This is a genomic window from Pseudomonas sp. FP2338 (assembly GCF_030687515.1).
In the GTDB taxonomy this organism is placed as follows: domain Bacteria; phylum Pseudomonadota; class Gammaproteobacteria; order Pseudomonadales; family Pseudomonadaceae; genus Aquipseudomonas; species Aquipseudomonas salomonii.
In genome coordinates, this window is the sequence record NZ_CP117436.1 from 5,729,904 (window position 1) to 5,754,580 (window position 24,677).

Annotated in this window: 19 protein-coding genes; 11 read left to right on the plus strand and 8 right to left on the minus strand. The window is 61.7% G+C overall.

Features of this window, described 5'->3' with window-relative positions; translation table 11 throughout:
• Positions 1 to 148: 148 nt before the first annotated feature.
• The 4 genes from PSH96_RS25965 (at position 149) to PSH96_RS25980 (ending at position 3,591) form a co-directional block, all read left to right on the plus strand.
• Positions 149 to 859 carry an ABC transporter ATP-binding protein gene (locus PSH96_RS25965; RefSeq protein ID WP_058421322.1) on the plus strand — a complete coding sequence of 237 codons (711 nt, stop codon included), beginning with the start codon at positions 149 to 151 and terminating at the stop codon, positions 857 to 859.
• A 1-nt stretch (position 860) separates the two neighbouring features.
• On the plus strand, positions 861 to 2,126 hold the full coding sequence (locus tag PSH96_RS25970) for an ABC transporter permease (protein WP_305456040.1): 1,266 nt from the start codon (positions 861 to 863) through the stop codon (positions 2,124 to 2,126).
• An 11-nt stretch (positions 2,127 to 2,137) separates the two neighbouring features.
• Positions 2,138 to 2,659: a DUF3299 domain-containing protein gene (locus PSH96_RS25975; RefSeq protein WP_056861907.1), complete on the plus strand. Its 522-nt coding sequence runs from the start codon at positions 2,138 to 2,140 to the stop codon at positions 2,657 to 2,659.
• A gap of 233 nt (positions 2,660 to 2,892) precedes the next feature.
• Positions 2,893 to 3,591, plus strand: a complete 699-nt coding sequence (locus PSH96_RS25980) for an OmpW family protein (protein ID WP_017135983.1) — start codon at positions 2,893 to 2,895, stop codon at positions 3,589 to 3,591.
• Between the two features lie 156 nt (positions 3,592 to 3,747).
• Here PSH96_RS25980 and PSH96_RS25985 read toward each other — a convergent pair whose 3' ends face one another.
• The gene (locus PSH96_RS25985) at positions 3,748 to 4,632 is read right to left on the minus strand and encodes a sugar nucleotide-binding protein (protein ID WP_017135982.1); all 885 of its coding nucleotides are present in this window, start codon (positions 4,630 to 4,632) and stop codon (positions 3,748 to 3,750) included.
• 167 nt (positions 4,633 to 4,799) lie between these two features.
• On the opposite strand from PSH96_RS25985, the gene PSH96_RS25990 reads away from it, so the two are divergent.
• Positions 4,800 to 9,047, plus strand: a complete 4,248-nt coding sequence (locus PSH96_RS25990) for a DEAD/DEAH box helicase (RefSeq protein WP_305456043.1) — start codon at positions 4,800 to 4,802, stop codon at positions 9,045 to 9,047.
• A 112-nt stretch (positions 9,048 to 9,159) separates the two neighbouring features.
• On the opposite strand, the gene PSH96_RS25995 is transcribed toward PSH96_RS25990, so the two are convergent.
• A complete protein-coding gene (locus PSH96_RS25995; protein WP_305456045.1) occupies positions 9,160 to 11,268 on the minus strand; it encodes a mechanosensitive ion channel family protein in 2,109 nt (702 codons plus the stop codon).
• Between the two features lie 169 nt (positions 11,269 to 11,437).
• On the opposite strand from PSH96_RS25995, the gene PSH96_RS26000 reads away from it, so the two are divergent.
• From PSH96_RS26000 to PSH96_RS26010, 3 genes are read left to right on the plus strand one after another with little or no spacing between them, the layout of a single operon-like run.
• Positions 11,438 to 12,217, plus strand: a complete 780-nt coding sequence (locus PSH96_RS26000; protein ID WP_305456046.1) for an endonuclease/exonuclease/phosphatase family protein — start codon at positions 11,438 to 11,440, stop codon at positions 12,215 to 12,217.
• Complete coding sequence (gene clsB, locus PSH96_RS26005) at positions 12,214 to 13,476, plus strand: cardiolipin synthase ClsB (RefSeq protein WP_305456048.1); 1,263 nt, start codon at positions 12,214 to 12,216, stop codon at positions 13,474 to 13,476. The genes PSH96_RS26000 and clsB overlap by 4 nt, the downstream gene beginning before the upstream one ends.
• The gene (locus PSH96_RS26010; protein WP_305456050.1) at positions 13,466 to 14,422 is read left to right on the plus strand and encodes a lysylphosphatidylglycerol synthase domain-containing protein; all 957 of its coding nucleotides are present in this window, start codon (positions 13,466 to 13,468) and stop codon (positions 14,420 to 14,422) included. Before clsB ends, PSH96_RS26010 begins: the two co-directional genes overlap by 11 nt.
• 112 nt (positions 14,423 to 14,534) lie before the next feature.
• Here PSH96_RS26010 and PSH96_RS26015 read toward each other — a convergent pair whose 3' ends face one another.
• Both PSH96_RS26015 and PSH96_RS26020 read right to left on the minus strand, forming a co-directional pair.
• The gene (locus PSH96_RS26015) at positions 14,535 to 15,290 is read right to left on the minus strand and encodes a S9 family peptidase (protein ID WP_065930336.1); all 756 of its coding nucleotides are present in this window, start codon (positions 15,288 to 15,290) and stop codon (positions 14,535 to 14,537) included.
• Positions 15,280 to 16,389: a DUF3182 family protein gene (locus PSH96_RS26020; protein ID WP_305456053.1), complete on the minus strand. Its 1,110-nt coding sequence runs from the start codon at positions 16,387 to 16,389 to the stop codon at positions 15,280 to 15,282. Before PSH96_RS26020 ends, PSH96_RS26015 begins: the two co-directional genes overlap by 11 nt.
• 249 nt (positions 16,390 to 16,638) lie before the next feature.
• On the opposite strand from PSH96_RS26020, the gene PSH96_RS26025 reads away from it, so the two are divergent.
• Positions 16,639 to 17,202 carry a cysteine hydrolase family protein gene (locus PSH96_RS26025; RefSeq protein ID WP_305456055.1) on the plus strand — a complete coding sequence of 188 codons (564 nt, stop codon included), beginning with the start codon at positions 16,639 to 16,641 and terminating at the stop codon, positions 17,200 to 17,202.
• A 17-nt stretch (positions 17,203 to 17,219) separates the two neighbouring features.
• On the opposite strand, the gene tam is transcribed toward PSH96_RS26025, so the two are convergent.
• A complete protein-coding gene (gene tam / locus PSH96_RS26030; protein ID WP_305456057.1) occupies positions 17,220 to 17,981 on the minus strand; it encodes a trans-aconitate 2-methyltransferase in 762 nt (253 codons plus the stop codon).
• A 102-nt stretch (positions 17,982 to 18,083) separates the two neighbouring features.
• Here tam and PSH96_RS26035 point away from each other — a divergent pair, with 102 nt between their 5' ends.
• Positions 18,084 to 18,992, plus strand: coding sequence for a LysR family transcriptional regulator (locus PSH96_RS26035; protein ID WP_305456059.1), 909 nt, complete (start codon positions 18,084 to 18,086; stop codon positions 18,990 to 18,992).
• Positions 18,993 to 19,059: 67 nt separating this feature from the next.
• On the opposite strand, the gene PSH96_RS26040 is transcribed toward PSH96_RS26035, so the two are convergent.
• On the minus strand, positions 19,060 to 19,587 hold the full coding sequence (locus PSH96_RS26040; protein ID WP_010467282.1) for a single-stranded DNA-binding protein: 528 nt from the start codon (positions 19,585 to 19,587) through the stop codon (positions 19,060 to 19,062).
• A gap of 9 nt (positions 19,588 to 19,596) precedes the next feature.
• Positions 19,597 to 20,991 (minus strand): MFS transporter, encoded by a 1,395-nt coding sequence (locus PSH96_RS26045; protein ID WP_305456061.1) that lies wholly within the window; start codon positions 20,989 to 20,991, stop codon positions 19,597 to 19,599.
• Between the two features lie 178 nt (positions 20,992 to 21,169).
• Between PSH96_RS26045 and uvrA the strand changes: the two genes are divergently transcribed.
• Positions 21,170 to 24,004 carry an excinuclease ABC subunit UvrA gene (gene uvrA, locus PSH96_RS26050; protein ID WP_065930321.1) on the plus strand — a complete coding sequence of 945 codons (2,835 nt, stop codon included), beginning with the start codon at positions 21,170 to 21,172 and terminating at the stop codon, positions 24,002 to 24,004.
• 67 nt (positions 24,005 to 24,071) lie between these two features.
• Here the strand turns inward: uvrA and bfr are convergent, their stop codons facing one another.
• Entirely contained in the window at positions 24,072 to 24,536 is a 465-nt protein-coding gene (gene bfr, locus PSH96_RS26055; protein ID WP_015886133.1) for a bacterioferritin, read from the minus strand.
• Positions 24,537 to 24,677 lie beyond the last annotated feature (141 nt).

The following is a 24,677-nucleotide window of genomic DNA, read 5'->3' on the forward strand; positions in this document are numbered from 1 at the left end:
ACCGGGCTGGCGCTCCAGTGCGAAGCGGTCCCTGCTTTTTTCTGGGGCTGCTACGCAGCCCAGCGGGAGCAAGCTCCCTCGCCACAAAAGCCAGCTCCCACATGGGATCGGTGCCATCATCCAAATCAAACCAGACCACTGATTCCCTATGACCCAAGCACTGATCGAACTGTCTGACCTGGGCTTCAACTGGCCCGGCCACCCGCAGTTGCTGGACATCCCCGCGTTCCGCCTGGAAGCGGGAGAAACCCTGTTTCTAAAGGGCCCGAGTGGCAGTGGCAAAACCACTTTGCTCGGGCTGCTGGGCGGCGTGCAGAAACCCAGCCAGGGCAGCATCCGCCTGCTCGGCCAGGAGCTGACCGAACTCTCGGCCGGTGCCCGCGACCGCTTCCGCGTTGATCACACGGGCTACATATTTCAGCAATTCAACCTGCTGCCGTTTCTCTCCGTGCGCGAGAACGTCGAGCTGCCGTGTCACTTTTCCAGGCTGCGTGCGCAGCGGGCAACTCAGCGTCACGGCAGTGTCGACCAGGCCGCCGCGACCTTGCTGGCGCATTTGGGCTTGAAGGACAAAGACCTGCTGGAACGCCGCGCCGACTCGCTGTCCATCGGCCAGCAACAGCGCGTGGCCGCCGCCCGCGCGTTGATCGGCCAACCGGAACTGGTGATCGCCGACGAACCCACCTCGGCCCTGGATTACGACGCCCGCGAAGCGTTTATCCGGCTGTTGTTTGCCGAATGCCGCGAAGCCGGCGCCAGCCTGTTGTTTGTCAGCCATGACCAGAGCCTCGCGCCGCTGTTCGACCGCCACCTGTCGCTGGCCGAACTCAATCGCGCCGCCACGCCCGCAGAGGTTTGAGATGTATCTGTTTCGTCTAGCCATGGCCAGCCTGGCTAACCGCCGCTTTACCGCGATCCTCACCGCCTTCGCCATCGCCCTTTCGGTGTGCCTGTTACTCGCCGTGGAACGCGTGCGTGTTGAGGCGCGCAACAGTTTCGCCAGCACCATCAGCGGCACTGACCTGATCGTCGGCGCCCGCTCCGGCTCGGTCAACTTGCTGCTGTACTCGGTATTCCGCATCGGCAACGCCACCAACAACATCCGCTGGGACAGCTTCGAGCACTTCGCCGCCAGCCCGCAGGTGAAATGGGCGATCCCGATTTCACTCGGCGACTCGCACCGTGGCTATCGCGTGATGGGCACCAACGAGTCCTACTTCGAGCATTACCAATACGGCCGCAAGCAAAACCTCGAACTGGCCAGCGGCCGCGCCTTCGCCACTGACCCGTTTGAGGTGGTGCTGGGCGCCGAAGTGGCGGATGCGCTGCACTACAAGCTCGGCGACAAGCTGGTGCTGGCCCACGGCGTAGCGGTGGTGAGCCTGGTCAAGCACGATGACAAACCCTTCACCGTGGTCGGCATTCTCAAGCGCACCGGCACGCCGGTAGACCGCACGCTGCACATCAGCCTCGGCGGCATGGAGGCGATCCATATCGACTGGCACAACGGCGTGCCGGCCCAGGGCAAAGGCCGTATCAGTGCTGACCAGGCACGCAATATGGACCTCACGCCGCAAGCGATCACCGCGTTCATGCTGGGCCTGAACAACAAGATTTCCACCTTTGCGCTGCAACGCGAGATCAATGAATTCCGTGGCGAGCCGATGCTGGCAATCCTGCCGGGCGTGGCGCTGCAAGAGCTGTGGAGCATGATGGGCACCGCCGAAAAAGCGCTGTTCGTGATCTCGCTGTTCGTGGTGCTGACTGGCTTGATCGGCATGCTCACCGCAATCCTCACCAGCCTCAATGAACGCCGCCGCGAGATGGCGATTTTGCGTTCGGTGGGCGCACGGCCGTGGCACATTGCGACACTGCTGATCTTCGAAGCCTTCGCGCTGGCTTTGTCGGGCGTCGTGGCGGGCGTGGGTCTGCTGTACGTGTGCATCGCCGCGTCGCGCGGGTATTTGCAGGCCAACTACGGCCTGGACCTGCCGATGTCGTGGCCGAGCGAATATGAATGGACCTTGCTCGTCGGTATCCTGGCCGCCGCGCTGTTGATGGGCAGCGTGCCCGCGTGGCGCGCCTATCGGCAATCTTTGGCCGATGGCCTGTCCATACGTTTATGAGGAAGCTGTCGATGCGTCGTGCCCTGTTTGCGCTGTTGCTGCTGGTGGTGGTGCCCGCCTGGGCCGACGAGCAGCCCAAGGACCTGTCTTGGCAGGAAATGATTCCACCGGACGCGCCGCCGGAAATCCCCAATATGAAACCGCTGCACGACCTGTCGAACATGGCTGATGCGCTGTCGGTCGAGGCCGCGCCTGCGGCCAAACAGGAACTGCCCAACGCGCCGGTGGTGCAGAGCCTTAACGGCAAGCACATCCGTTTGCCGGGCTATATCGTGCCGCTGGAAGTCAGCGAAGAAGGCCGCACCACCGAGTTTCTGCTGGTGCCGTATTTCGGTGCGTGCATCCACGTACCGCCGCCGCCGTCGAACCAGATCGTGCATGTGAAAAGCGAAGTCGGCGTGAAGCTTGATGAGCTGTATCAGCCGTATTGGATCGAAGGGGCGATGCAGGTCAAGCCGTCGTCCAGTGAGCTGGCCGACGCCGGTTACCAGATGGATGCCGAGAAGATTTACGTCTACGAACTGCAGGAATAACACCTTCCCAGGAACACCCAGGATCAAATGTGGGAGCGGGCTTGCTCGCGAATGCGCTGTGTCAGTCAACCGATTTATCGACTGACTGACCGCTTTCGCGAGCAAGCCCGCTCCCACATTTTTGATCAGTGGTGCAAGTGATTGATCGAGCTTTCATTGAGCTGAATCAAAAGATCGAACGGAACGATCTTTACCATTGGACGTACAACTTTTAACGTCCTTTTGGAGCTCCCATGAACAAGTCTCTGCTCGGCGCGTCCCTCTTCGCGCTCGCCCTCGCCGCCCCTGTCGCACACGCTCACGAAGCGGGTGACATTCTGATTCGTGCCGGTGCAATTACCGTGAACCCGAAAGCAGACAGTGGCCACGTGAAGGTTGACCAGGGGCCATTGGCCGGCACCAACCTGGGCGGCAAGGCCACCATGAGCAGCGACACCCAACTGGGCCTCAACTTCGCCTACATGATTACCAACCACATCGGTATCGAACTGCTGGCCGCCACGCCGTTCGAGCATGACGTGAAGATCAAGAACACCGCCCTGGGCGCCGCCAACGGCAAGCTCGGTACGCTCAAGCACCTGCCGCCGACCTTGAGCGTCGTGTACTACCCGCTGGACAACAAGTCCGCGTTCCAGCCGTATGTAGGCGCCGGTATCAACTACACCTGGATCTACGACGAGCACGTCGGCAGCCGCGCCGAACAAGCCGGTTTCAGCAACTTCAAGGCCGAGAACTCCTGGGGCTGGGCCGCGCAGATCGGTGCCGACTACATGATCAACGACAAGTGGATGATCAACGCCCAGGCGCGTTACATCGACATCAGCACCAAGGCGACTGTGGATAACAATGCGCTGGGCCAAGGCACACGTGCCAAGGTCAATGTGGATGTTGACCCGATGGTTTACATGGTGGGTATTGGTTACAAGTTCTAAACAACACCGCAGAACCCAATGTGGGAGCTGGGTTTGTGTGGGAGTCGGGCTTGCCCGCGATGCAGGCACCTCGGTGTATCAGTGATACCGGGGTGATGCTATCGCAGGCAAGCCAGCTCCCACATAAACCTGCTCCCACATTTTTTTGTGTTGCCTTCAGCTATGCCGGTAGAACCGATCCAGCAACGCCGGCAACCCCGCCCGCCACGCCCGTGGCTTGATGCCAAAGGTGTGAAGGATTTTCTTGCAGGCCAGCACCGCGTGCTGCGGCTCGTCCGCCGCATCCGGCCGGGCCGCATGGGCCTGGGCGGTGGGTGATTCGATCGCCAGCGGATGGAAATTGCGCGCTTCAGTAAGGATCGCCTGGCCCAGCGCCAACGGCGTGGTCGCTTCGTGGCCGGCGTAGTGATAGGTGCCCCACAGCGGCGCCGCGCAATCGAGTTGCTTGAGCACCGAAATGATCACCCGCGCCGCATCGTCCACCGGCGTAGGGTTGCCGCGCCGGTCATCGGCCATCAGCAATTCATCGGGTTTCTCGGCACGGGCCAGGAAGCGCCCGAGGGTGCCATCCACACTGTCATCCAGCAGCCAGCCAAAGCGCAGCAGCACATGTTGCGGGCAGGTGGCGCGCACGCTCTGCTCGATCCGCCATAACGCCTGGCCGCGCAGGCCCAGGGGTACCGGCTCGTCTTTTTCGCTGTAGGCGGTGGCGCGGGAGCCATCGAACACGCGGTAGCTGGACGGTTGCAGCAAGGTGATGTTGTGGTGCTGGCACAGTTCGGCCAGGCGTTCGATGGCGAACTCCTGGGCGGCCAAACGTGTTTCGCTGACCGCTTCGGCCTGGAACCAGTCGAAATAGTAGGCGAGGTTGATCAGCGCATCGGGACGGGTGTCGTCGAGCAATTGGGTGAGGCTCGCGGCATCCCAGCCGTCTTGGGGCGGTTTAGGTGCGAGGAAACCGATGTCTTCCTCTGCACCGAGGCGAATCAGCGCCTGCCCGAGGGCATTCCCGCCGCCCAGTAACATAAGGCGCATTCGCATAGATTGAGCAGGCCCGGTCTGTTTGGAACGATGGTTATTATCGGCAGGCGTGTGCGCCTTGCCGTAGGTTGTTGCCAGAATCGTTGCATTTTGCGGGTTTGTAGCGCAACCGTCACGGACAAAGTACCTGATTGCAACTTGTTGGAATGGGCAGTATCAATCAATAGATGAACCTTCCCGAATCAACCGACACGGTATTGGACGGCTTCCACCCCGCCGTCAGTGCCTGGTTTGGCAATACCTTTCCCTCGGTGACCGGCGCCCAGGCCCAGGCGTGGCCGCTGATCCGCCAACGCCGCTCAACCTTGATCGCCGCGCCCACAGGCTCCGGCAAAACCCTCACCGCGTTCCTGGCGGTGCTCGATGACCTGGTGCACCAAGGTTTGGCCAACGGTGGGCAACTGCCGGACGAAACGCTGGTGGTGTACGTGTCGCCGCTCAAGGCGCTGTCCAACGATATCCAGATCAACCTGCAAAACCCACTGGCCGGCATCACCGCGCAATTACAGGCGCAGGGCTTGCCGCCGCTGACTATCCGCACTGCCGTGCGCACCGGCGACACCCCGCAAAAAGACCGCGCGCACATGCGCAAACGGCCGCCGCATATCCTCGTCACCACGCCGGAATCACTCTACGTACTGCTGGGCTCGGACTCCGGTCGGCAAATGCTTTCCAGCACGCGCACGGTGATCGTCGACGAAATCCACGCCATCGCCGCCGGCAAACGCGGCAGCCACCTGGCCCTGAGCCTGGAGCGCCTGCAAGGTTTATGCAGCGAGCCGTTGACCCGTGTCGGCTTGTCGGCCACGCAAAAGCCTATCGAGGCGGTGTCACGCTTTTTGGTCGGCAGCGGGCGTGAGTGCGCCATCGTCGATATCGGCCACGCGCGCCCCCGCGACCTGGATATCGAAGTACCGCCGGTGCCGCTCTCGGCGGTGATGGCCAACGATGTGTGGGAATTGGTCTACGACCGCCTTGCCACACTGGCCCGCGAACACCGCACTACGCTGGTGTTCGTCAACACTCGGCGCCTGGCCGAACGCCTGGCCCGGCACTTGAGCGAGCGTTTGGGCAAGACCGCCGTGGCCGCGCACCACGGCAGCCTGGCCAAAGAGCTGCGCCTGGACGCCGAGCAACGGCTCAAGGCCGGTGAGCTGCAAGTGCTGATCGCCACCGCGTCGCTGGAATTGGGGATTGATATCGGTGAGGTCGACCTGGTCTGCCAGATCGGCTCACCCGGTTCCATCAACGGTTTTCTGCAAAGGGTTGGGCGTTCCGGCCACCAGGTCGGCGGCACGCCCAAGGGACGGCTGTTCGCCACCACCCGCGATGACTTGATCGAATGCGCCGCCCTGCTCGACTGCGTGCGGCGCGGCGAACTGGACACCTTGCTCATCCCCATCGCCCCGCTGGACGTGCTGGCCCAGCAGATCATCGCCGAAGTCAGCGCCCGCGAATGGCCGGAACAGGCGTTGCTGGACCTCATCCGCCGCGCCTCACCCTACGCCGCACTCGATGAGCGCCACTACCAGGCACTGCTGCACATGCTCGCCGACGGCTACAACGGCCGCCAAGGCATCCGCAGCGCCTACCTGCACCGTGACGCCGTGACCCACACCCTGCGCGCCCGCCGTGGCGCCAAACTGACCGCCGTGACCAGCGGCGGCACCATCCCTGACAACGCCGACTACAGCGTATTGCTGGAGCCTCAGAGCCTGAACATTGGCAGTGTCAACGAAGACTTCGCGGTGGAAAGCATCGCCGGGGATATTTTCCAGCTCGGTAATACGTCCTACAGAATCCTGCGGGTAGAAAGCGGCAAAGTGCGCGTCGAAGATGCCCACGGCCAGCCGCCGACCATCCCGTTCTGGCTGGGTGAAGCGCCGGGGCGCAGCAACGAGTTGTCGGCGGCAGTCGCGCGTTTTCAGGGGCAGTTGGACGCGCTGCTCGCCACCACACCCGGTGACCTGCAACCCGCGCAAGACTGGCTCACCGCCAGCCTTGGCCTGAACCGCGCCAGCGCCGAACAGATCCTCGATTACCTGGCCCGTGCACGCCTGGCGCTGAGCGCTTTACCGTCCCAGGACACGTTGATCATGGAGCGGTTTTTCGACGAGTCCGGCGGCACTCAACTGATCATCCACACGCCGTTCGGCAGCCGCATCAACCGCGCGTGGGGCCTGGCACTGCGCAAGCGTTTTTGCCGCACGTTCAACTTTGAATTGCAGGCGGCCGCCAGCGAGAATGCAATCGTGCTGTCGCTGTCCACCAGCCACAGTTTTGAGCTGGATGAAGTGTGGCGCTATGTGAACAGCAACAGTGCCGAGCACCTGCTGATCCAGGCCGTGCTGGATGCGCCGCTGTTTGGCGTGCGCTGGCGCTGGAATGCCGGTGTGGCCCTGGCGTTGCCGCGCTACACCGGCGGGCGCAAGGTGGCGCCGCAGATTCAGCGCATGAAAAGCGAAGACCTGATCGCCAGCGTGTTTCCCGACCAGATTGCCTGCCTGGAAAACCTTGCCGGCGAGCGCGAAGTGCCTGAACACCCGCTGGTGGAGCAAACCCTTGACGACTGCCTGCACGAAGCCATGGACAGCGAGGGTTGGCTGACGCTGTTGCGACGCATGGAGAGTGGCGAAGTGCGCCTGATCAGCCGCGACCTGCCCGCGCCCTCGCCCATGGCCGCCGAAATTCTCAGCGCGCGGCCCTACACCTTTCTCGACGACGCGCCATTGGAAGAGCGCCGTACCCAGGCCGTGCTCAACCGTCGCTGGAGCGACCCGCACAGCACCGACGACCTCGGCGCGCTGGACGCCGAGGCCATTGCCGGCGTGCGTGAAGAAGCCTGGCCCGCGCCCAATGGCCTGGATGAAATGCATGAAGCGCTGATGAGCCTGGCCTGTATCGCCGGCAACGAAGTCACGCCGCAATGGGCCGAGTGGTTGCACGCCTTGGCCAAAGGTGGGCGCGCCTATCAACTGGAAAATGGCCTGTGGGTGGCGGTGGAGCGCCTGAGTTGCCTGCAAGCGATCTATCCGAATGACTTGCCGTTGTTGCCGGGCTTCGATGAGCTGTGGGCCTTTGATGATGCGCTGGCTGAAGTGTTGCGCGCGCGCCTCGGCGGTTTCGGCCCGTTGAGCCTGGCCGAGATCGCCACGCCGTTGGCGCTGCCGGTCGCGGATATCAGCCAGGCACTCGCTCGTCTGGAGCAGGAAGGCTACGTGCTGCGCGGCCATTTCAGCCCCGGCGCCAGCCAGGAACAATGGTGCGAGCGGCATTTGCTCGCGCGTATCCATCGCTACACAGTCAAGCGCCTGCGCCGGGAAATCGAGCCGGTGGCGCTGCAGGATTTCATGCGCTTTCTGTTCGATTGGCAGCACCTGTCCGACGGCACCCGTGGCCAGGGCAGCGCAATGTTGCCGCAGATTGTCGGGCAGTTCGAAGGCTACGCCGCCGCCACCTCGGCCTGGGACAGCGACTTGCTCAGCGCGCGGCTCAGGGACTATTCCTCCACCTGGCTCGACGAGCTGTGCCGCAGCGGCAAACTGGTGTGGACGCGCCTGAGCAACAAGGCCGGCGCCCTGGCACTGCGCAGTACGCCGGTGGTGTTGTTACCACGCAGCCAAGTGCCGTTGTGGAGCGGGCTGACCGAACCGACCGACAGCACCACATTGTCGCCCAAGGCGCAAAAGGTCCACCTGGCGCTGCGTGAACACGGCGCGCTGTTTTTCGACGAACTGGTGCACGAAGCCCATCTGCTGCGCAGCGAACTGGAAACCGCCTTGCAGGAACTGGTGGGCGCGGGGCTGGTGAATGCCGACAGTTTCGCCGGGCTGCGGGCCTTGACCACGCCCGCCAGCAAACGCCAGGCACGCAGTAGCCGGCGTGGGCGCGGGGCGTTTATCGGCGGCATGGACGACGCCGGGCGCTGGGCCCTGGTGCGCCGCTCCCCCACCGCCGCCGGACCGCATTCGGCCGAGACCCTGGAGCATGTGGCGATGACCCTGCTGCGCCGTTATGGCGTGGTGTTCTGGCGGTTGCTGGAGCGGGAAGCCGACTGGCTGCCAAGCTGGCGCGAATTGCTGCGCACCTTCCATCGCCTGGAGGCGCGGGGCGAGATTCGCGGCGGGCGGTTTGTGAGTGGTTTGGCGGGGGAACAGTTTGCGCTGCCGGAAGCGATTCCGTTGCTACGTGAGGTCAGACGCCGGCCGCATGACGGCAGTTTGATTTCAGTGTGCGGGGCGGACCCGTTGAACCTGGTGGGCACCTTGCTGCCCGGCAATAAAGTGCCGGCGGTGAGCGGCAATCGGATTGTGTATCGCGATGGCTTGCCGGCGGCGGTGATGGTCGCGGGTAAACAGCAGGTGTTGCTGGAGGAGGATTTGCAGGCGGTGCAGGAGAAGTTGATCAAGCGCTGAACCCTGTATGGACCTTGCCGGCCTCATCGCGGGCAAGCCCGGCTCCCACAGGTGAACACAATCCAAAGGTGGGAGCTGGCTTGCCTGCGATGAGGCCAGAAGAGTCAACACATCATTGGGGCCTGTGCTGCTCGGTCAACACCACCGGCCCCGGCACCTCTTCACCCGCCTCATCCACATGCGCCGCGCGCTTGGGCAACCAAACCTGCTGTGGATAAGTCTGCGCGAAGTGCACCTCATCACAGTTATCCACAAGTTTTTTCAGGCGCTGGTTAAACGCGCGGCTCACAGCATATTGCCCGCCCGACACGGTTCGGAACTGCGCCGTCAGCACCACGCCGTTGAGGTCCATCTTGTCGACCCCAAACACTTCCAGCGGACCTTGCAGGTTGTACTTGAGGAACACGTCGTCGCGGATCGACTGCCCGGCCTCACGAATCAGTTCCACCGCCTTGTCCACATCGGTGTCGTAAGTGAACTGCACCGAGAAGAACGCATAGGCAAACTGCCGCGACTGGTTGGTGACCGCCTTGATCTGCCCGAATGGCACCGAGTGCACAAAACCCTTGCCGTCACGCAGGCGCAGGGTGCGGATGGTCAAGCCTTCCACTGTGCCGGCATGGCCGGAATCGAGCACCACCCAATCGCCGATCGACAGCGTGTCTTCAATGATAATGAACAGGCCGGTGATCACGTCCTGCACCAATTGCTGAGAGCCAAAACCGATGGCCAGGCCGACCACACCGGCACCCGCCAGCAGCGGCGCGACATTGATGCCCAGGTTAGCCATGGTAGTGATCGCGCAGATCACCACCAGCACGATTTTCACCGCATTGCGCAGCAACGGCAGGATGGTTTTGACCCGTGTGCTGGGCTGGCGGCTGGAGCGTTTATTCACCGGCGGTTTCAACGCCTCCTGGATTGCCGTGTCGAGTACCACCCAGAACAGCCAGGTCACCAGCAGGATCAGGCCGATGCTGCTGAGAGAATCGCTGATCGCCCGACCCACCGAGTTACGCTGGGCAAATTCGAACAGCGACACACCCCAGATACGCCCGAGGACTTCGATAAACGCGATGGCCATGGCGATGCGCAATATTGCGTGCAGCAGGCTCAGAAAGCGCTCCTTGTAGGCGCTGCTGCGCTGGATCGCCACCTGGCTGCGGGACTTGAACAGGTGTTGCAACACCGTGCTGAGAAACACCGTGCCGATCAACAGAATCGTGGTGAACAGCGCGCAACGCAGGGCCTTCTGATTATCGTCGCCGGCGCCGATCAGGTTGATCGCCGAGACCAGCACCATCAACAGAATCGGCCAATACCACAGCCCGGAAAATACCCGCAGCGATTGCTGCAGCGCCGGGTGCTTGAGGCGCTGGGCCAACGGCCGGTTGCGGATCAGATGCGCGACCGGACGGCGCAGGCGCACCACCAGCACGCCGAAAATCACCGCTGCGAACAGGCCGGTAAACACCGCGATGCTGCTGGTGATATTGCCGCCCAACTGGCGGGCGATTTGCGGGCTGGTCAGGGCATCGCTGAGGGCGGCGAGAAAGCCGATCAGGAACAGCGGCTTGGGGCAATAGTGGCGAATAATCTGCACGGCCGGGCGCTTGTGGCCGACGTTGAACATGACGATGACGCACAACAGCATCGACGTGGAGAAGATGCCGCTGCTGGTGGCATAGGCAAAACACAGCGCCAGCGCACGGCCTACGGAGCTGGGTAAAAAGTGGCTGACGTAAAGCGTCAGCGGCAGGCAGACCAGGGCCGGGATCGTGTAGGGCACCACGTAGCCCAATACGCCTTGCAGACGCTCGCGCCGTGCAACGAAACGCCGCCGACCTAGGCGCTGCACGCTAAAGCGCCCGAGCAGTGTGAGTGCCGCAAAGGCGCCGACCCACACCCCGGACAGCAGCAGGAAGTCCCCGGCCACGCTCCACGGCGAACGTTGCGCGGTCTGATCGACCAGCCGCCCGACCTCATCCGCCGCACGGTCGGCGCGCAGGCGCCAGGCGTCGATGAGGTTCTGGTTAAGGTCGAGCTTATCTTGCACATCATCAATGCTGGAGCTGATGGCGCCGAGCAAGCCACCTTCGACCAGCAACTCCGGCTTGGCGGGAGCCTCAGCTGCCGCAGGCGCCGGGGCTGCGGCTTGCAGCGCGCCATTGCCACACACCAACAGCGCGACGAGCAGTAATGCAGTCTTTAGATTCAGCAAAACACCGGGCTCCTTCGGCAGGGTCTGTAAGGAACTGAGTGCCTTGGCACCGGCAAAGTTCGCTTTGCGTGACAGGTATACCGCCTGTAGGTCACTCGAAACTTTCCCCCAACAGCCGCAGTCAGCCAATAACACAGGCCTCACCCTTTACTTATCCACAGGAGCGATCATGGCTGCGATTGCCGACTGGGTGCCCGTTACGCCCAGCACCGCCATCACCCGCTTCACCGTGCTGACGGTCAATATCCATAAGGGTTTCACCGCGTTGAACCGACGCTTCATCCTGCCCGAGTTGCGTGAGGCGGTGCGCAGCGTGGGCGCCGACATGGTGTTCCTGCAGGAAATCCACGGCACCCATGAGCGTCACCCACAGCGCTACAGCGACTGGCCGAAGATGCCGCAGTATGAGTTCCTTGCCGACAGCATCTGGCCGCAGTTCGCCTACGGCCGCAACGCGGTCTACCCGCATGGCGACCACGGCAACGCGCTGCTGTCCAAATTCCAGATCATCCGCTACGACAACCTCGACATTTCCCAGAGCGGCCATGAAAGCCGGGGCCTGCTGCATTGCGTGCTGCGCTTGCCGGGCAGCAGCCAAGAGGTGCATGCGATCTGCATGCACCTGGGCCTGCGCGAGGTGCATCGCCAGCAGCAATTGCGTTTGCTGGAGCAACGCATCGCCGAGATTCCGGCTGACGCGGCGCTGATCGTCGCCGGTGATTTCAATGACTGGCGCCAGAAGGCCGACTTGAGCCAAAGCGGGCTCAGGGAGGTGTTTATCGAAGCCCATGGCAAACCGGCGCGCACCTTTCCGGCGCGCCTGCCCTTGCTGCCTTTGGATCGCATCTATGTGCGTAACCTCAAGGTTCATAACCCTAGGGCGCTGACGACGCGGCCGTGGTCTCACCTGTCAGACCACGTGCCGTTGTCGGTGGAGATTGAGCTATGAATGTCGCCGTGGAACACATCGCCACCGACCAGCCGCCGGATGATGCCAAGGTTCGCGACCTGGATTACGGCTGGCAACCGGGCAATCGCATTGAGCTGCTGGAGAACGGCGAGGCGTACTTTCCCGCCGTCTTCGAGGCCATGCGCCAGGCGCAGCGGGAGATCCTGCTGGAAACCTTTATTCTGTTCGAAGACAAGGTTGGCCATGAACTGCAAGGCATCCTGATCGAGGCGGCGCAGCGCGGCGTAAAGGTGATCGTCAGCCTCGATGGGTTTGGCTGCGGCGAGCTGAGCCCTGCCTTTCTCGGTGAGCTGGCCGAGGCCGGGGTGGCGGTGCAAATGTTTGACCCGGCAGCGAAGCTAGTGGGTATTCGCACCAACTGGTTCCGTCGCCTGCACCGCAAGATCGTGGTGGTGGACGCCGCCGTGGCGTTTATCGGCGGGATCAATTTTTCTGCCGACCACCTGGGTGATTTCGGCCCCGAAGCCAAGCAGGATTATGCCGTGCAGGTGAGCGGCCCGGCCGTGGCGGACCTGCATCATTTCGCCCTCGCCCAAAGTGGCCGCCAGGTGCGCACGCGACGCGGCTGGCGACGCCGCCAGCAACGGCCATCGCTGTGGCCGACGCACACCGACGACGGCCTGGTGCGCCTGATTTACCGCGATAACCTGCAACACCGCGATGACATCGAAGAGGCCTACATCCACGCCTTGAGCAAGGCGCAAAAACGCGTGGTGATTGCCAACGCCTACTTCTTCCCCGGCTACCGCCTGCTGCGTGAAATCCGCAATGCCGCGCGGCGTGGCGTGCAGGTGCAATTGATCATGCAGGGCCAGCCCGATGTGCTGCTGGCCAAACTCGCGGCGCGCATGCTGTATGACTATCTGCTCAAGGATGGCGTGGTGATTCACGAGTATTGCCAGCGCCCGCTGCACGGCAAAGTGGCCTTGGTGGATGACGACTGGAGCACCGTGGGTTCAAGCAACCTGGACCCCTTGAGCCTGTCGCTGAACCTGGAAGCCAACGTGTTGATTCGTGACCACGCGTTCAATCAACAGCTGTACGAAAGCCTGGAAACACTGGCGCGCAATCATTGCCAGACCATGCCGGAAAAGCGCAAGCCGCGCCTGTGGTTATGGCGATTGACCGTGGGCTTTTTGGTGTTCCATGTCATGCGGCACTTCCCCGCCCTGACGGGTTGGCTGCCGGCACACAAACCGCGCCTCAAGCCATTCGAGAGCCAGGCCCATGACCACTGAAAGCGGCGGCTCGCGGTTCAAGCGCTGGAAGAAACCGCTAACGATCGCGTTTTTTCTGCTGCTGATTGTGCTGTTCACCCTGCTCGCGCGGCGCATCGACTGGAGCGAAGTGCTGCAGACGCTGGCGGACTTCAAACTGCGCACGCTGTTGATCGCCGGTGGGCTGACGCTCTGCAGTTTTCTTGTCTACGCCAGCTTCGACCTGATCGGCCGCACTTATATTCGCCAGGATTTGCGCTGGAAGCAGATCCTGCCGGTGGGGATCATCAGCTATGCCTTCAACCTCAACCTGAGCGCGTGGGTCGGTGGCATTGCCATGCGCTATCGGCTGTATTCGCGGCTCGGGGTGAGCACCAGCAATATCGCCAAAATCCTTGGGCTGAGCCTGGCCACCAACTGGTTTGGCTATATGGCCGTGGCCGGTGTGGTGTTCAGCAGTGGGTTGGTGACCATGCCGCCGGGTTGGAAGGTCAGCAGCGGCGCGTTGCAAGGCATTGGCGTGCTGTTGGTGCTTGCCAGCCTGGGCTACTTGGCTGCGTGCCAGTTTGCAAAGAAACGCGCGTGGTCGGTCAAAGGTATCGAGATCAACTTGCCGTCGTTGCGCATGGCCTGTTTGCAGCTGGCGCTGGGTGCGTTGAACTGGTCGTTGATGGCGGCGGTGATCTTCACTTTGCTGCCGGCCAAGCTGGACTACCCGCTGGTATTGGGCGTGCTGCTGATCAGCGCGATTGCCGGGGTGATCACCCATATCCCCGCCGGGCTCGGAGTGCTGGAGGCCGTGTTTATCGCGCTGATGCAGCATGAGGCATCGCGGGGCAGTTTGCTCGCAGGGCTGATTGCCTACCGGGCGATCTACTTTATTTTGCCGCTGCTGGTGGCGTTGGTGATGTACCTGGTGGTGGAGGCCAAGGCCAAGGCGTTGCGGGTCAAGAAGACACCGGCTTGAACGGTGTCGGCAGTTCGATCGCCATCGCGGGCAAGCCCGCTCCCACAGGTTGCAATACATTCCAAGTGTGGGAGCCGGGCTTGCCCGCGATGAGGCCCTAAAGGGCACCACACTATCGTGATTGAATAATGCTCAACCGCTCCCCCACCACCATCTCGGTAATCCAGTCCACCAGGATCGAGGTGTAGGCCTGCTGCGACACCGGGTCGCTCAGCGAGTGGTCGGCGCCATCGATGATCCGGTGGGTCAGCGAATGGGTGTGCTGGCACGCAGCCCGGTAGCTCATGATGGTGGCATGGGGCACGTGGTCGTCGGTTTCCGACTCGACGATCAGTACATCACCGCTGAACTTGGCGCAGGCGTGCAAGGCACGGTTGGTTTCGGCGTGCACCAGGGTGCTGCGATAATCCATCAGGTCGGCCTTATCCAGGTCGCGCTTGGGCTTGAGCCACTCCTGGTCGCGGTACAGCGCCGGCACGCGCAGCGCCAACCAGCGTACCGGGCGCAATGAAGTGAGAATCGCCGCCAGGTAGCCACCATAACTGGTGCCCACCACGGCCACGGCCGAGGTGTCGATGGCGGGGTGTGAGAGCAGGCGATCGTAGGCCGCCAGCAAGTCGCGCAGGTTGTCTTCACGGGTGACGCGGGACAAGGGAATGCCGGTGCCGGCATGGCCGCGCAGGTCGAAGGTCAGGCACACGCAGCCTAAGCCCGCGATGCCTTTGGCGCGCTCAAGGTCGCGCTCCTGGCTGCCGCCCCAGCCGTGCACAAACAACACGCCGGGGACTTTGGATTTTGGACTCAGGAAGGTGCCGCTCATCTGTTCGTCGTCGATATCGATCGCAATGCTTTCGCTTCTAGCCGTCATAAGATTTAACCGTCACATACTTGAGAAGAAAGTCGCTGTTTTCGGCCGGGCCGCGATATACCTCAATGGCGTGCGCAGGCAGCGGTTGGTCCACATAGGTCTCCACCGAGGACACATTAATAGCCCGCAGGCCGGGGTTATTGATGAAGCTTTGCAGCGCCGCGACCTCCGCGCTGCTGGCCCCGCCCATGCGCCAGGATTGTTCGAGTACGCCACTACGGCGTTGGCCGTCACTGTCCAGGCCTTGAGCAATGTCGTAATTGCGCCGCGAGGCATAGAAACCAGGGTAGGCCTCATCGGCGGCGCTGTCGAAAACCTGGGCTTGCTGGATGGCTTCGCGCACATCGTCGGGCAAATCAAGCTCAAGCAGGTCGTCATAACCACCGGGCACCACCAGCAAGGTCGAGCCGCCGTACACCTCTTCGCCGTGCCCGTCCTGGGTGAGGAATTGCTCGCCGCAGTAGCTGATCACGTGATCGCCGATAAAGCTCTGGCCCACACTGTGGGTGGTGACATCGTGCAGATCCTGCTCCAGCACTACGCCGTCGTTGAACAACTGCGCCGCTTCGGGCCGCCCCAGCAAAGCCTCGAATGCGTCGAGGCTGTGGATAACTTCCTGGCCGCGTCCGGCACAGGCATGCACCGGTTTTATGCGAATCGGCCCGCTGTAGAGCAAGCGCGTGGCGGCAGGCAATGCGTCTTCAAGGGCAAACACGCTGAGCCCGTCGAGAACAACCGTGCGCACACGCTCACAGAACGCTGGCGACCAGCCTTCAGGCGCCGTGGCGTCAGGACTTAGCAGGCCGTGGGTGATCGCTTTGGTACAGATGAACGCGTGATCGACATAACCGCCCCACAGATCTTCCGGCCCTTTGATATTGAGCGGCCGCGCTTGCGCGGGGCCGACCAGGGTTTGGGTGGGCAAGACATATAAGTCGAGGCCATCATGTAGCTGCGGGTCATAGCTGCCGCCGAATTTTAGCCCAAGGATCTGCGCCAGCCAGCGCGCGAGGGCGCGATTGGTTTCGACTTCATGCTGCGGCGCCCCTTGTCGTGTGGAGTGGGCGACTACGCGTTTTTTGCGTTGAATCGGGGTCATGCGTCCCCCTTGGCGATCCTGCCATGTGTGTGTGAGAAAGGTTGCATGGATCACGCCAAGGCACGGCTGGGGAGGATGACAGGTAAATCAGACAGTTACCGACACAGCGATGGCACTAGGCCTGTTTTATTCTGCACGACAGGGGTTTAAACGGACGGTGTTCTGCACGACGCCTCCATCAAAGCAGCTGCCTGGATGGCGACGGGCCAGCTAAGATGCAAGGCACTGCCAACCATCATAAGGACACCCATGGCCAAGCAAGCGCTCATCCTCATCGATATCCAGAACGATTATTTCCCCAAAGGCAAGTGGCCGCTCGATGGCGTGGAAGCCGCGGCGGACAAGGCTGCGCAGGTGCTGCAGGCGTTTCGCCAGGCGGGCGACGCCGTTATCCATGTGCGCCATGAATTCACCAGCGAAGACGCGCCCTTCTTCACGCCAGGCTCCGAGGGCGCGCACCTGCACGCCAAGGTGCTGAACCAGGGCAACGAGCCGGTGGTGCTTAAACACTTTGTGAACGCGTTTCGCGGCACAAACCTGCGCAGCGTGCTGGAACAACGCGCCATCACTGACGTGGTGGTGGTCGGCAACATGAGCCATATGTGCATTGACGCAGTGGTGCGGGCTGCGGCGGACCTGGGCTACAAGGTCACGCTGATTCACGACGCCTGCGCAACCCGCGACCAGACATTCAATGGCCAGGTGATTGCGGCCGCGCAGGTGCATGGCGCTTATATGGCCTCGCTGGCTTTCGGGTATGCCAGCGTGGTGTCGACGGATGAATACTTGAAGGCGCAAGCGGCGGCACAATGACCTCCGCTTGCTGGCCTTCAGCGCGTTGCGATGATGAACAGGCGTGGAAAAGGCAGCAACACAGTGCCATCAGCCAGGGCTGGGTAAGCCTGGGTGATACGTGCCTGGTATTGCTGTAGGAATGCGGCTTTTTCGCTGTCGTTTAACGGCGCAAGAAACGGCCGCAATGCCGACGCCTTGAACCACTCCACCACCGCCGCGTGATCGGCCAGCGGGTGTTGATAGGTGGTGCGCCATACGTCGACAGTGCTGCAATGTTTGCTCAGCAACTCGTAGTAGTAACTCGCGGTGTGTCGCTCGTTATGTTTGACCGCACCGATCTTCGCCGCCCACGGGCCATCTGCCGCCACTTCGCGGGCCAGCCGGTGGGCCGGTTCGTCAAGGTTGTCCGGGGTTTGTACGGCGAGGGTGCCGCCAGGTGTCAGCTGGTCGACCAGATGCGGGTAGAGCGTGGCGTGGTTCGGCAGCCATTGCAGGGAAGCGTTGGCGAGGATCACATCGTATTTTTGCGACGGGCTCCAGGCGCCGATGTCTGCCAGCTCGAAATTCAGTTGCGGCAGGCGCTTGCGGGCGTCGACCAGCATATCGTCAGAGCTGTCCATGCCCGTAATGTGCGCCTGTGGGAAACGCTCGGCCAGCACTTCGGTTGAATTGCCGGGGCCGCATCCCAGGTCGACGGCGCTACGAACATCGCCATTCGCAATAGCCGCAACCAAGTCACGGACCGGACGGGTGCGTTGCTGTTCAAACATCGTGTATTGCTTGGCAGACCAGGTCATCGCGGCTTTCCTTCTTTGTTAGAGGTGGCCACAGCCTAAATCTTGTGAACCATGAGAACAAATGCCAGGATTGGCAACCTCCCATACCTTGAAAGTATCTTTATGTTGGAGCTTCGCCAGCTAAGAGCCTTCGTGGCCATTGCCGAGGAAGGCTACATCACCCGCGCCGCGGAACGCCTGGGCATGCAGCAACCACCCTTGACGCGCTTGCTGCAAAGTCTTGAAACGCAATTGGGCGTGGTCTTGATGGAGCGCCTGCCCCGAGGTGTGCGCCCAACCACGGCAGGCCTGGCGTTGTTGGATGAGGCCCGAGATATTTTGGCCCGAGCCGAAGGTGTTACCGACGTGGTACGCCGTGCCGCCCGGGGTGAGCGAGGCCGACTCGCCATCGGCTTTACCAGCTCGGCGGCATTGCACCCGTTTGTACCCAGCGTGCTGCGGCAGTTTCGCGAGGCGTTTGTGGGTGTCTCGGTGATACTGGAGGAAGCTGGAACCGGCGAGCTGCTGGACGCGCTGGTGCAGGAAAAGCTGGATGCCGCGTTTATCCGCTCCCCGCTCAGTGGCGCGCAACAGTTGCAGGACGAACCTATCCTGGTGGAGCCCATGCTGCTGGCCCTGCCGACCGATCATCCCTTGGCACTCGATGCGGGGCCGCCGTTACCCTTGGCAGCATTGGCTGATGAGGCTTTTGTGCTCTATCGCCGGCGCGTGGGGTTGGGTTTGTATGACGCCATCCTGGTCGCCTGCCGTGAAGCCGGGTTCAGCCCGCAGGTGGTGCAGGAAGCGCCGCGCATGACGGCGACCTTGAGTCTTGTGGCTGCGGGGCTTGGGGTTTCTATCGTGCCCGCCTCCATGCAGCGGCTGCGCGGCGATGGCATTGTTTATCGCGAGCTGATCGAGTGCCAGAGCCTGGTGGCGCCGTTGCATTTGGCCACGCGTATTGGTAACGGCTCGGCCGTCTTGCGCAGGTTCAAGGAGATGGTGGTCACAGCGGCCGCGACGGACGCCTGATTGCAGGCATTAAAAAACCCCCGAGGCTTTCGCCTGCGGGGGTTTTGCTCGTTCCGGGCCTGGGACCTTAGAACGGGATATCGTCATCAAAGCTGTCGAAATCCGGAGCCGGCTGTGGAGCGGCCTGCTGTGGAGGCGGTGCCTGGCGCGACTGTTGCGGGGCCGACTGCTGTGGGCGCGGAGCCTGCTGGCGTGGGGCCGGAGCGGACTGCTGGTAGTTATTGCCCCCGCCTTGTTGGTCGCCCTGCTGTGGACGGCCGCCCAACAGCTGCATGGTGCCTTGCATGTCGACTACGATTTCAGTGGTGTAACGCTTGATGCCGTCTTTTTCCCACTCGCGGGTTTGCAGCTTGCCTTCGATGTAGACCTGCGAACCTTTGCGCAGGTACTCACCAGCGATCTCTGCAACCTTGCCGAACATAGACACGCGGTGCCATTCGGTTTTCTCGACCTTCTGGCCGGTCTGCTTGTCGGTCCACTGTTCGCTGGTTGCCAGACTCAGGTTGGTCACGGCGTTACCGTTAGGCAAGTAGCGAACTTCGGGATCCTGGCCGCAAGTACCGACCAATATGACTTTGTTAACCCCACGGGCCATAACGTTCTCCTAGGCTGGGCGCGCTGTCGGCACTGGATTGACCAGTTGCTCAAGCGTCGCGCGATCCAATAATTCGGTGTCCAATTTGATGTAAATGGCCGCCTCTTCAGCGACCACCACTGCATCTGTTACCCCAACGACGGCCTTCAGGCGCTCTACCAGGCCAGCTTCACGAATTGCTTCGGGCGACAGCGGCAGGCGCAGGCTTGTGACGTACGGAGGTTCGCGCATGGTAACAGCAAAGGCCAGCCAAAGTGCAGCCAGCCCGGCGCATCCGAGGAACACAACCGACAAACCGCCATGCTGGAACATCCAGCCGCCCATGATGCCGCCAAGCGCAGAACCCAGGAACTGGCTGGTGGAATACACCCCCATCGCCGTGCCCTTGCCGCCGGCCGGTGAAACTTTACTGATCAGCGAAGGCAGTGATGCCTCCAGCAGGTTGAACGCGGTGAAAAACACCACCGTACCCATTACCAGTGCCCGCAGGCTGTCGCCGAACTGCCAGAAGAATAGCTCAGTGAGCATCAGCGTCGCGACGGCGCCGAGCAAAACTCGTTTCATTTTGCGTTTCTTCTCGCCGTAGATGATGAACGGGATCATGGCGAAGAACGAAATCAGCAAGGCGGTGAGGTACACCCACCAGTGCTGTTCCTTGGGCAAACCGGCTTTTTCGACCAGTGCCAGGGGCAACGCAACGAAGCTGCACATCAGCATTGCGTGCAACACGAAGATACCTAAATCCAGGCGCAGCAGGTCCGGGTGCTTGAGCGTCGGCAGTAACGCCTTGCGTGCAACGCCCGACTCACGGTGCGCCAGCGTGCCGGTAGAGCGCGGCACCATAAAGGCCACGATCACGATGCCGAACAACGCCATGCCGCCGGTGGCGAGGAACAGCCCATGCAAACCGAAGGCGCGGGTCAGCAAGGGGCCAACCACCATCGCAACGGCGAAGGACAGGCCGATGGTCATGCCGATCATGGCCATGGCCTTGGTGCGGTGTTGTTCGCGGGTCAGGTCCGAGAGCAGCGCCATCACTGCAGCGGAAATCGCCCCGGCGCCCTGTAGGACGCGCCCGGCAATCACACCCCAGATCGAATCGGATTGCGCCGCGAGCACACTGCCGAGGGCGAACACGATCAGCCCCAGGTAGATGACGGGACGACGGCCGATACGGTCGGAAATGATCCCGAACGGAATCTGAAAAAGCGCCTGGGTCAGGCCATAGGCGCCAATCGCCAGGCCGATCAGTGCGGGGGTCGCTCCTGCGAGATCCATTCCATAGGTCGCCAGCACCGGCAACACCATAAACATGCCTAGCATACGGAACGCGAACACCAGGGCCAGACCGCTTGCTGCTCGGGTCTCGCCGCTACTCATGCGTTCGCTGTGGGGATCGTGCATGGAAAAACCTCGTGTGAACCGGCGGCGATTCTACCAGTCCCATCGATTGAGAGGGTATATGCGGCGCTTTGCCGCGCAGCTTTCATGTAAGGCTGCACCCGGCACTTTGACAGTGTATATTCATCCAGTCTTTAGCCGTATACTCCGGCATTATTTACGCCCGCCGTGCGAGGCCATCTTGGACAAGATCCTGATTCGTGGGGCTAGAACCCACAACCTGAAGAACATCGACCTGACCCTGCCCCGGGACAAACTGATCGTCATCACCGGCTTGTCCGGCTCGGGCAAATCGTCCCTGGCGTTCGACACGCTGTATGCCGAGGGCCAGCGCCGCTACGTTGAATCGCTGTCGGCCTATGCCCGGCAGTTCCTGTCGATGATGGAAAAACCCGACGTCGACACCATCGAAGGCCTGTCGCCGGCGATTTCCATCGAACAGAAGTCGACCTCCCATAACCCGCGTTCCACCGTGGGCACCATCACCGAGATCTACGACTACCTGCGTCTGCTGTATGCGCGCGTAGGTATTCCCCGTTGCCCGGACCACGACATCCCGCTGGAAGCCCAGACCGTCAGCCAGATGGTCGACCTGGTACTGGCCCAGCCGGAAGGCGCCAAGCTGATGCTGCTGGCGCCGGTGATCCGTGAGCGCAAGGGTGAGCACCTGTCGGTCTTCGAAGAGTTGCGTGCCCAGGGCTTTGTGCGGGCGCGCATCAACGGCAAGCTGTATGAGCTGGATGAAGCGCCGAAACTCGACAAGCAGAAGAAGCATTCGATTGATGTGGTGGTCGACCGCTTCAAAGTACGTGCCGATTTGCAGCAGCGTTTGGCGGAATCGTTCGAGACCGCGCTGAAGCTGGCCGATGGCATTGCCTTGGTCGCACCGATGGATGACGAGCCGGGCGAAGAGATCATCTTCTCCGCACGTTTTGCCTGCCCGATCTGCGGCCATGCGATCAGCGAGCTGGAACCCAAGCTGTTTTCCTTCAACAACCCGGCCGGTGCCTGCCCCACATGCGACGGCCTGGGGGTGAAGCAGTTCTTCGACATCAAGCGCCTGGTCAATGGTGACCTGACGCTGGCGGAGGGTGCCATACGCGGCTGGGACAGGCGCAACGTCTATTACTTCCAGATGCTGGGGTCGTTGGCGTCGCACTATAAATTCAGCCTGGAAGTGCCGTTCAATCAACTGCCGGCCGAGCAGCAGAAAGTCATCCTGCACGGCAGTGGTTCGCAGAACGTCGACTTCAAGTACCTGAACGACCGTGGCGATATCGTCAAACGCTCGCACCCGTTCGAAGGCATTGTGCCGAACCTCGAGCGTCGCTACCGCGAGACCGAATCGGCCAGCGTGCGCGAAGAGCTGGCGAAATTTCTCAGCACCCAACCTTGCCCCGACTGCCGCGGCACGCGTCTGCGTCGTGAGGCGCGACACGTATGGGTCGGTGAAAAAACCTTGCCGGCGGTCACCAACCTGCCGATCGGCGATGCCTGTGAATACTTCGGTGTGCTCAAGCTGACCGGTCGCCGTGGGGAAATTGCCGACAAGATTCTCAAGGAAATTCGTGAGCGCTTGCAGTTCCTGGTCAACGTCGGCCTGGACTACCTGTCGCTGGATCGCAGCGCGGATACCTTGTCCGGTGGTGAGGCCCAGCGGATTCGCCTGGCCAGCCAGATTGGTGCCGGCCTGGTGGGCGTTCTGTACATCCTCGACGAGCCGTCGATCGGCCTGCACCAACGTGACAATGATCGCCTGCTGGGTACGCTCAAACACCTGCGCGATATCGGCAACACGGTGATCGTGGTTGAGCACGATGAAGACGCGATTCGCCTGGCCGATTATGTGGTCGACATCGGCCCAGGTGCGGGTGTGCATGGCGGGCATATTGTCGCCGAGGGCACGCCTGCCGAAGTGATGGCTCACCCGGACTCGTTGACTGGCAAGTACCTGTCCGGTCGCGTGAAAATCGCAGTGCCAGCCAAACGTACGCCGCGTAACAAAAAAATGGCGTTGCACCTCAAGGGCGCGCGCGGCAACAACCTGCGCAATGTAGACCTGGAGATTCCGCTGGGCCTGCTGACCTGCGTGACCGGTGTTTCCGGCTCGGGCAAATCGACGCTGATCAACAACACGCTGTTCCCCCTGAGTGCCACCGCCCTGAACGGCGCGACCACCCTGGAAGCGGCCGCACACGACAGCATCAAGGGCTTGGAGCACTTGGACAAGGTGGTCGATATCGACCAAAGCCCGATTGGCCGCACACCCCGCTCGAACCCTGCGACCTATACCGGGTTGTTCACGCCGATACGCGAACTGTTTGCCGGCGTGCCAGAGTCTCGCTCACGGGGCTATGGGCCTGGCCGGTTCTCGTTCAACGTCAAGGGTGGCCGCTGCGAAGCTTGCCAGGGCGATGGCCTGATCAAGGTGGAGATGCACTTCCTGCCGGACATCTACGTGCCGTGCGATGTGTGCAAGAGCAAGCGCTACAACCGCGAGACCCTGGAGATCAAGTACAAGGGCAAGAACATCCACGAAACCCTGGAGATGACCATCGAGGAAGCGCGGGAGTTCTTCGACGCGGTTCCGGCATTGGCGCGCAAGCTGCAGACGTTGATGGATGTGGGCCTGTCGTACATCAAGCTGGGGCAGTCGGCGACTACGTTGTCAGGCGGTGAGGCGCAGCGGGTGAAGTTGTCCCGTGAGTTGTCCAAGCGCGATACGGGCAAGACCCTGTATATCCTTGATGAGCCGACTACGGGCCTGCACTTTGCGGATATTCAGCAATTGCTCGACGTATTGCACCGCTTGCGCGACCACGGCAACACGGTCGTGGTGATCGAGCACAACCTCGACGTGATCAAGACCGCCGACTGGCTGGTAGACCTTGGGCCGGAAGGCGGCTCCAAGGGTGGCCAGATCATTGCGGTGGGCACGCCGGAGCAGGTCTCCGAGATGCCACAGTCGCATACGGGTTACTACTTGAAGCCACTGTTGGCACGCGACAAAGCCTGATTTATCGGGCGCATGAAAAAGCCCCTGTCACTTTGCGGTGACAGGGGCTTTTTTGTAGCCACGGAAATCAGAACTGCGATTGCAGGTAATTCTCCAGACCGACCAACTTGATCAGCCCCAACTGCTTTTCAAGCCAGTAAGTGTGATCTTCTTCGGTGTCATTCAACTGCACGCGCAGGATCTCGCGAGTGACATAGTCGTTGTGCTGCTCGCAGAGCTCGATGCCCTTGCAGAGCGCAGCGCGCACCTTGTACTCGAGACGAAGGTCGGCAGCGAGCATGTCAGGCACCGTGGTGCCCACGTCCAGGTCGTCGGGACGCATGCGCGGCGTGCCTTCGAGCATCAGGATACGGCGCATCAGCGCGTCGGCGTGCTGTGCCTCTTCCTCCATTTCGTGGTTGATACGCTCGTAGAGCTCGGTAAAGCCCCAGTCTTCGTACATACGCGAATGAATGAAATATTGGTCACGAGCTGCCAGTTCGCCCGTCAGCAACGTGTTGAGGTAATCGATTACGTCGGGGTGACCTTGCATCGCCCTACATCTCCCTGCTTGAAAGTCTGTAGTTTGAACCATGCTGACTCGAAGGTCACGGGACAAACGGCAGAAAAGTGATTTTTTTCGGGGAAAAGTAGCTGAAAAAACGCAAAAACCGCCCAAATGAGGGCGGTTCTG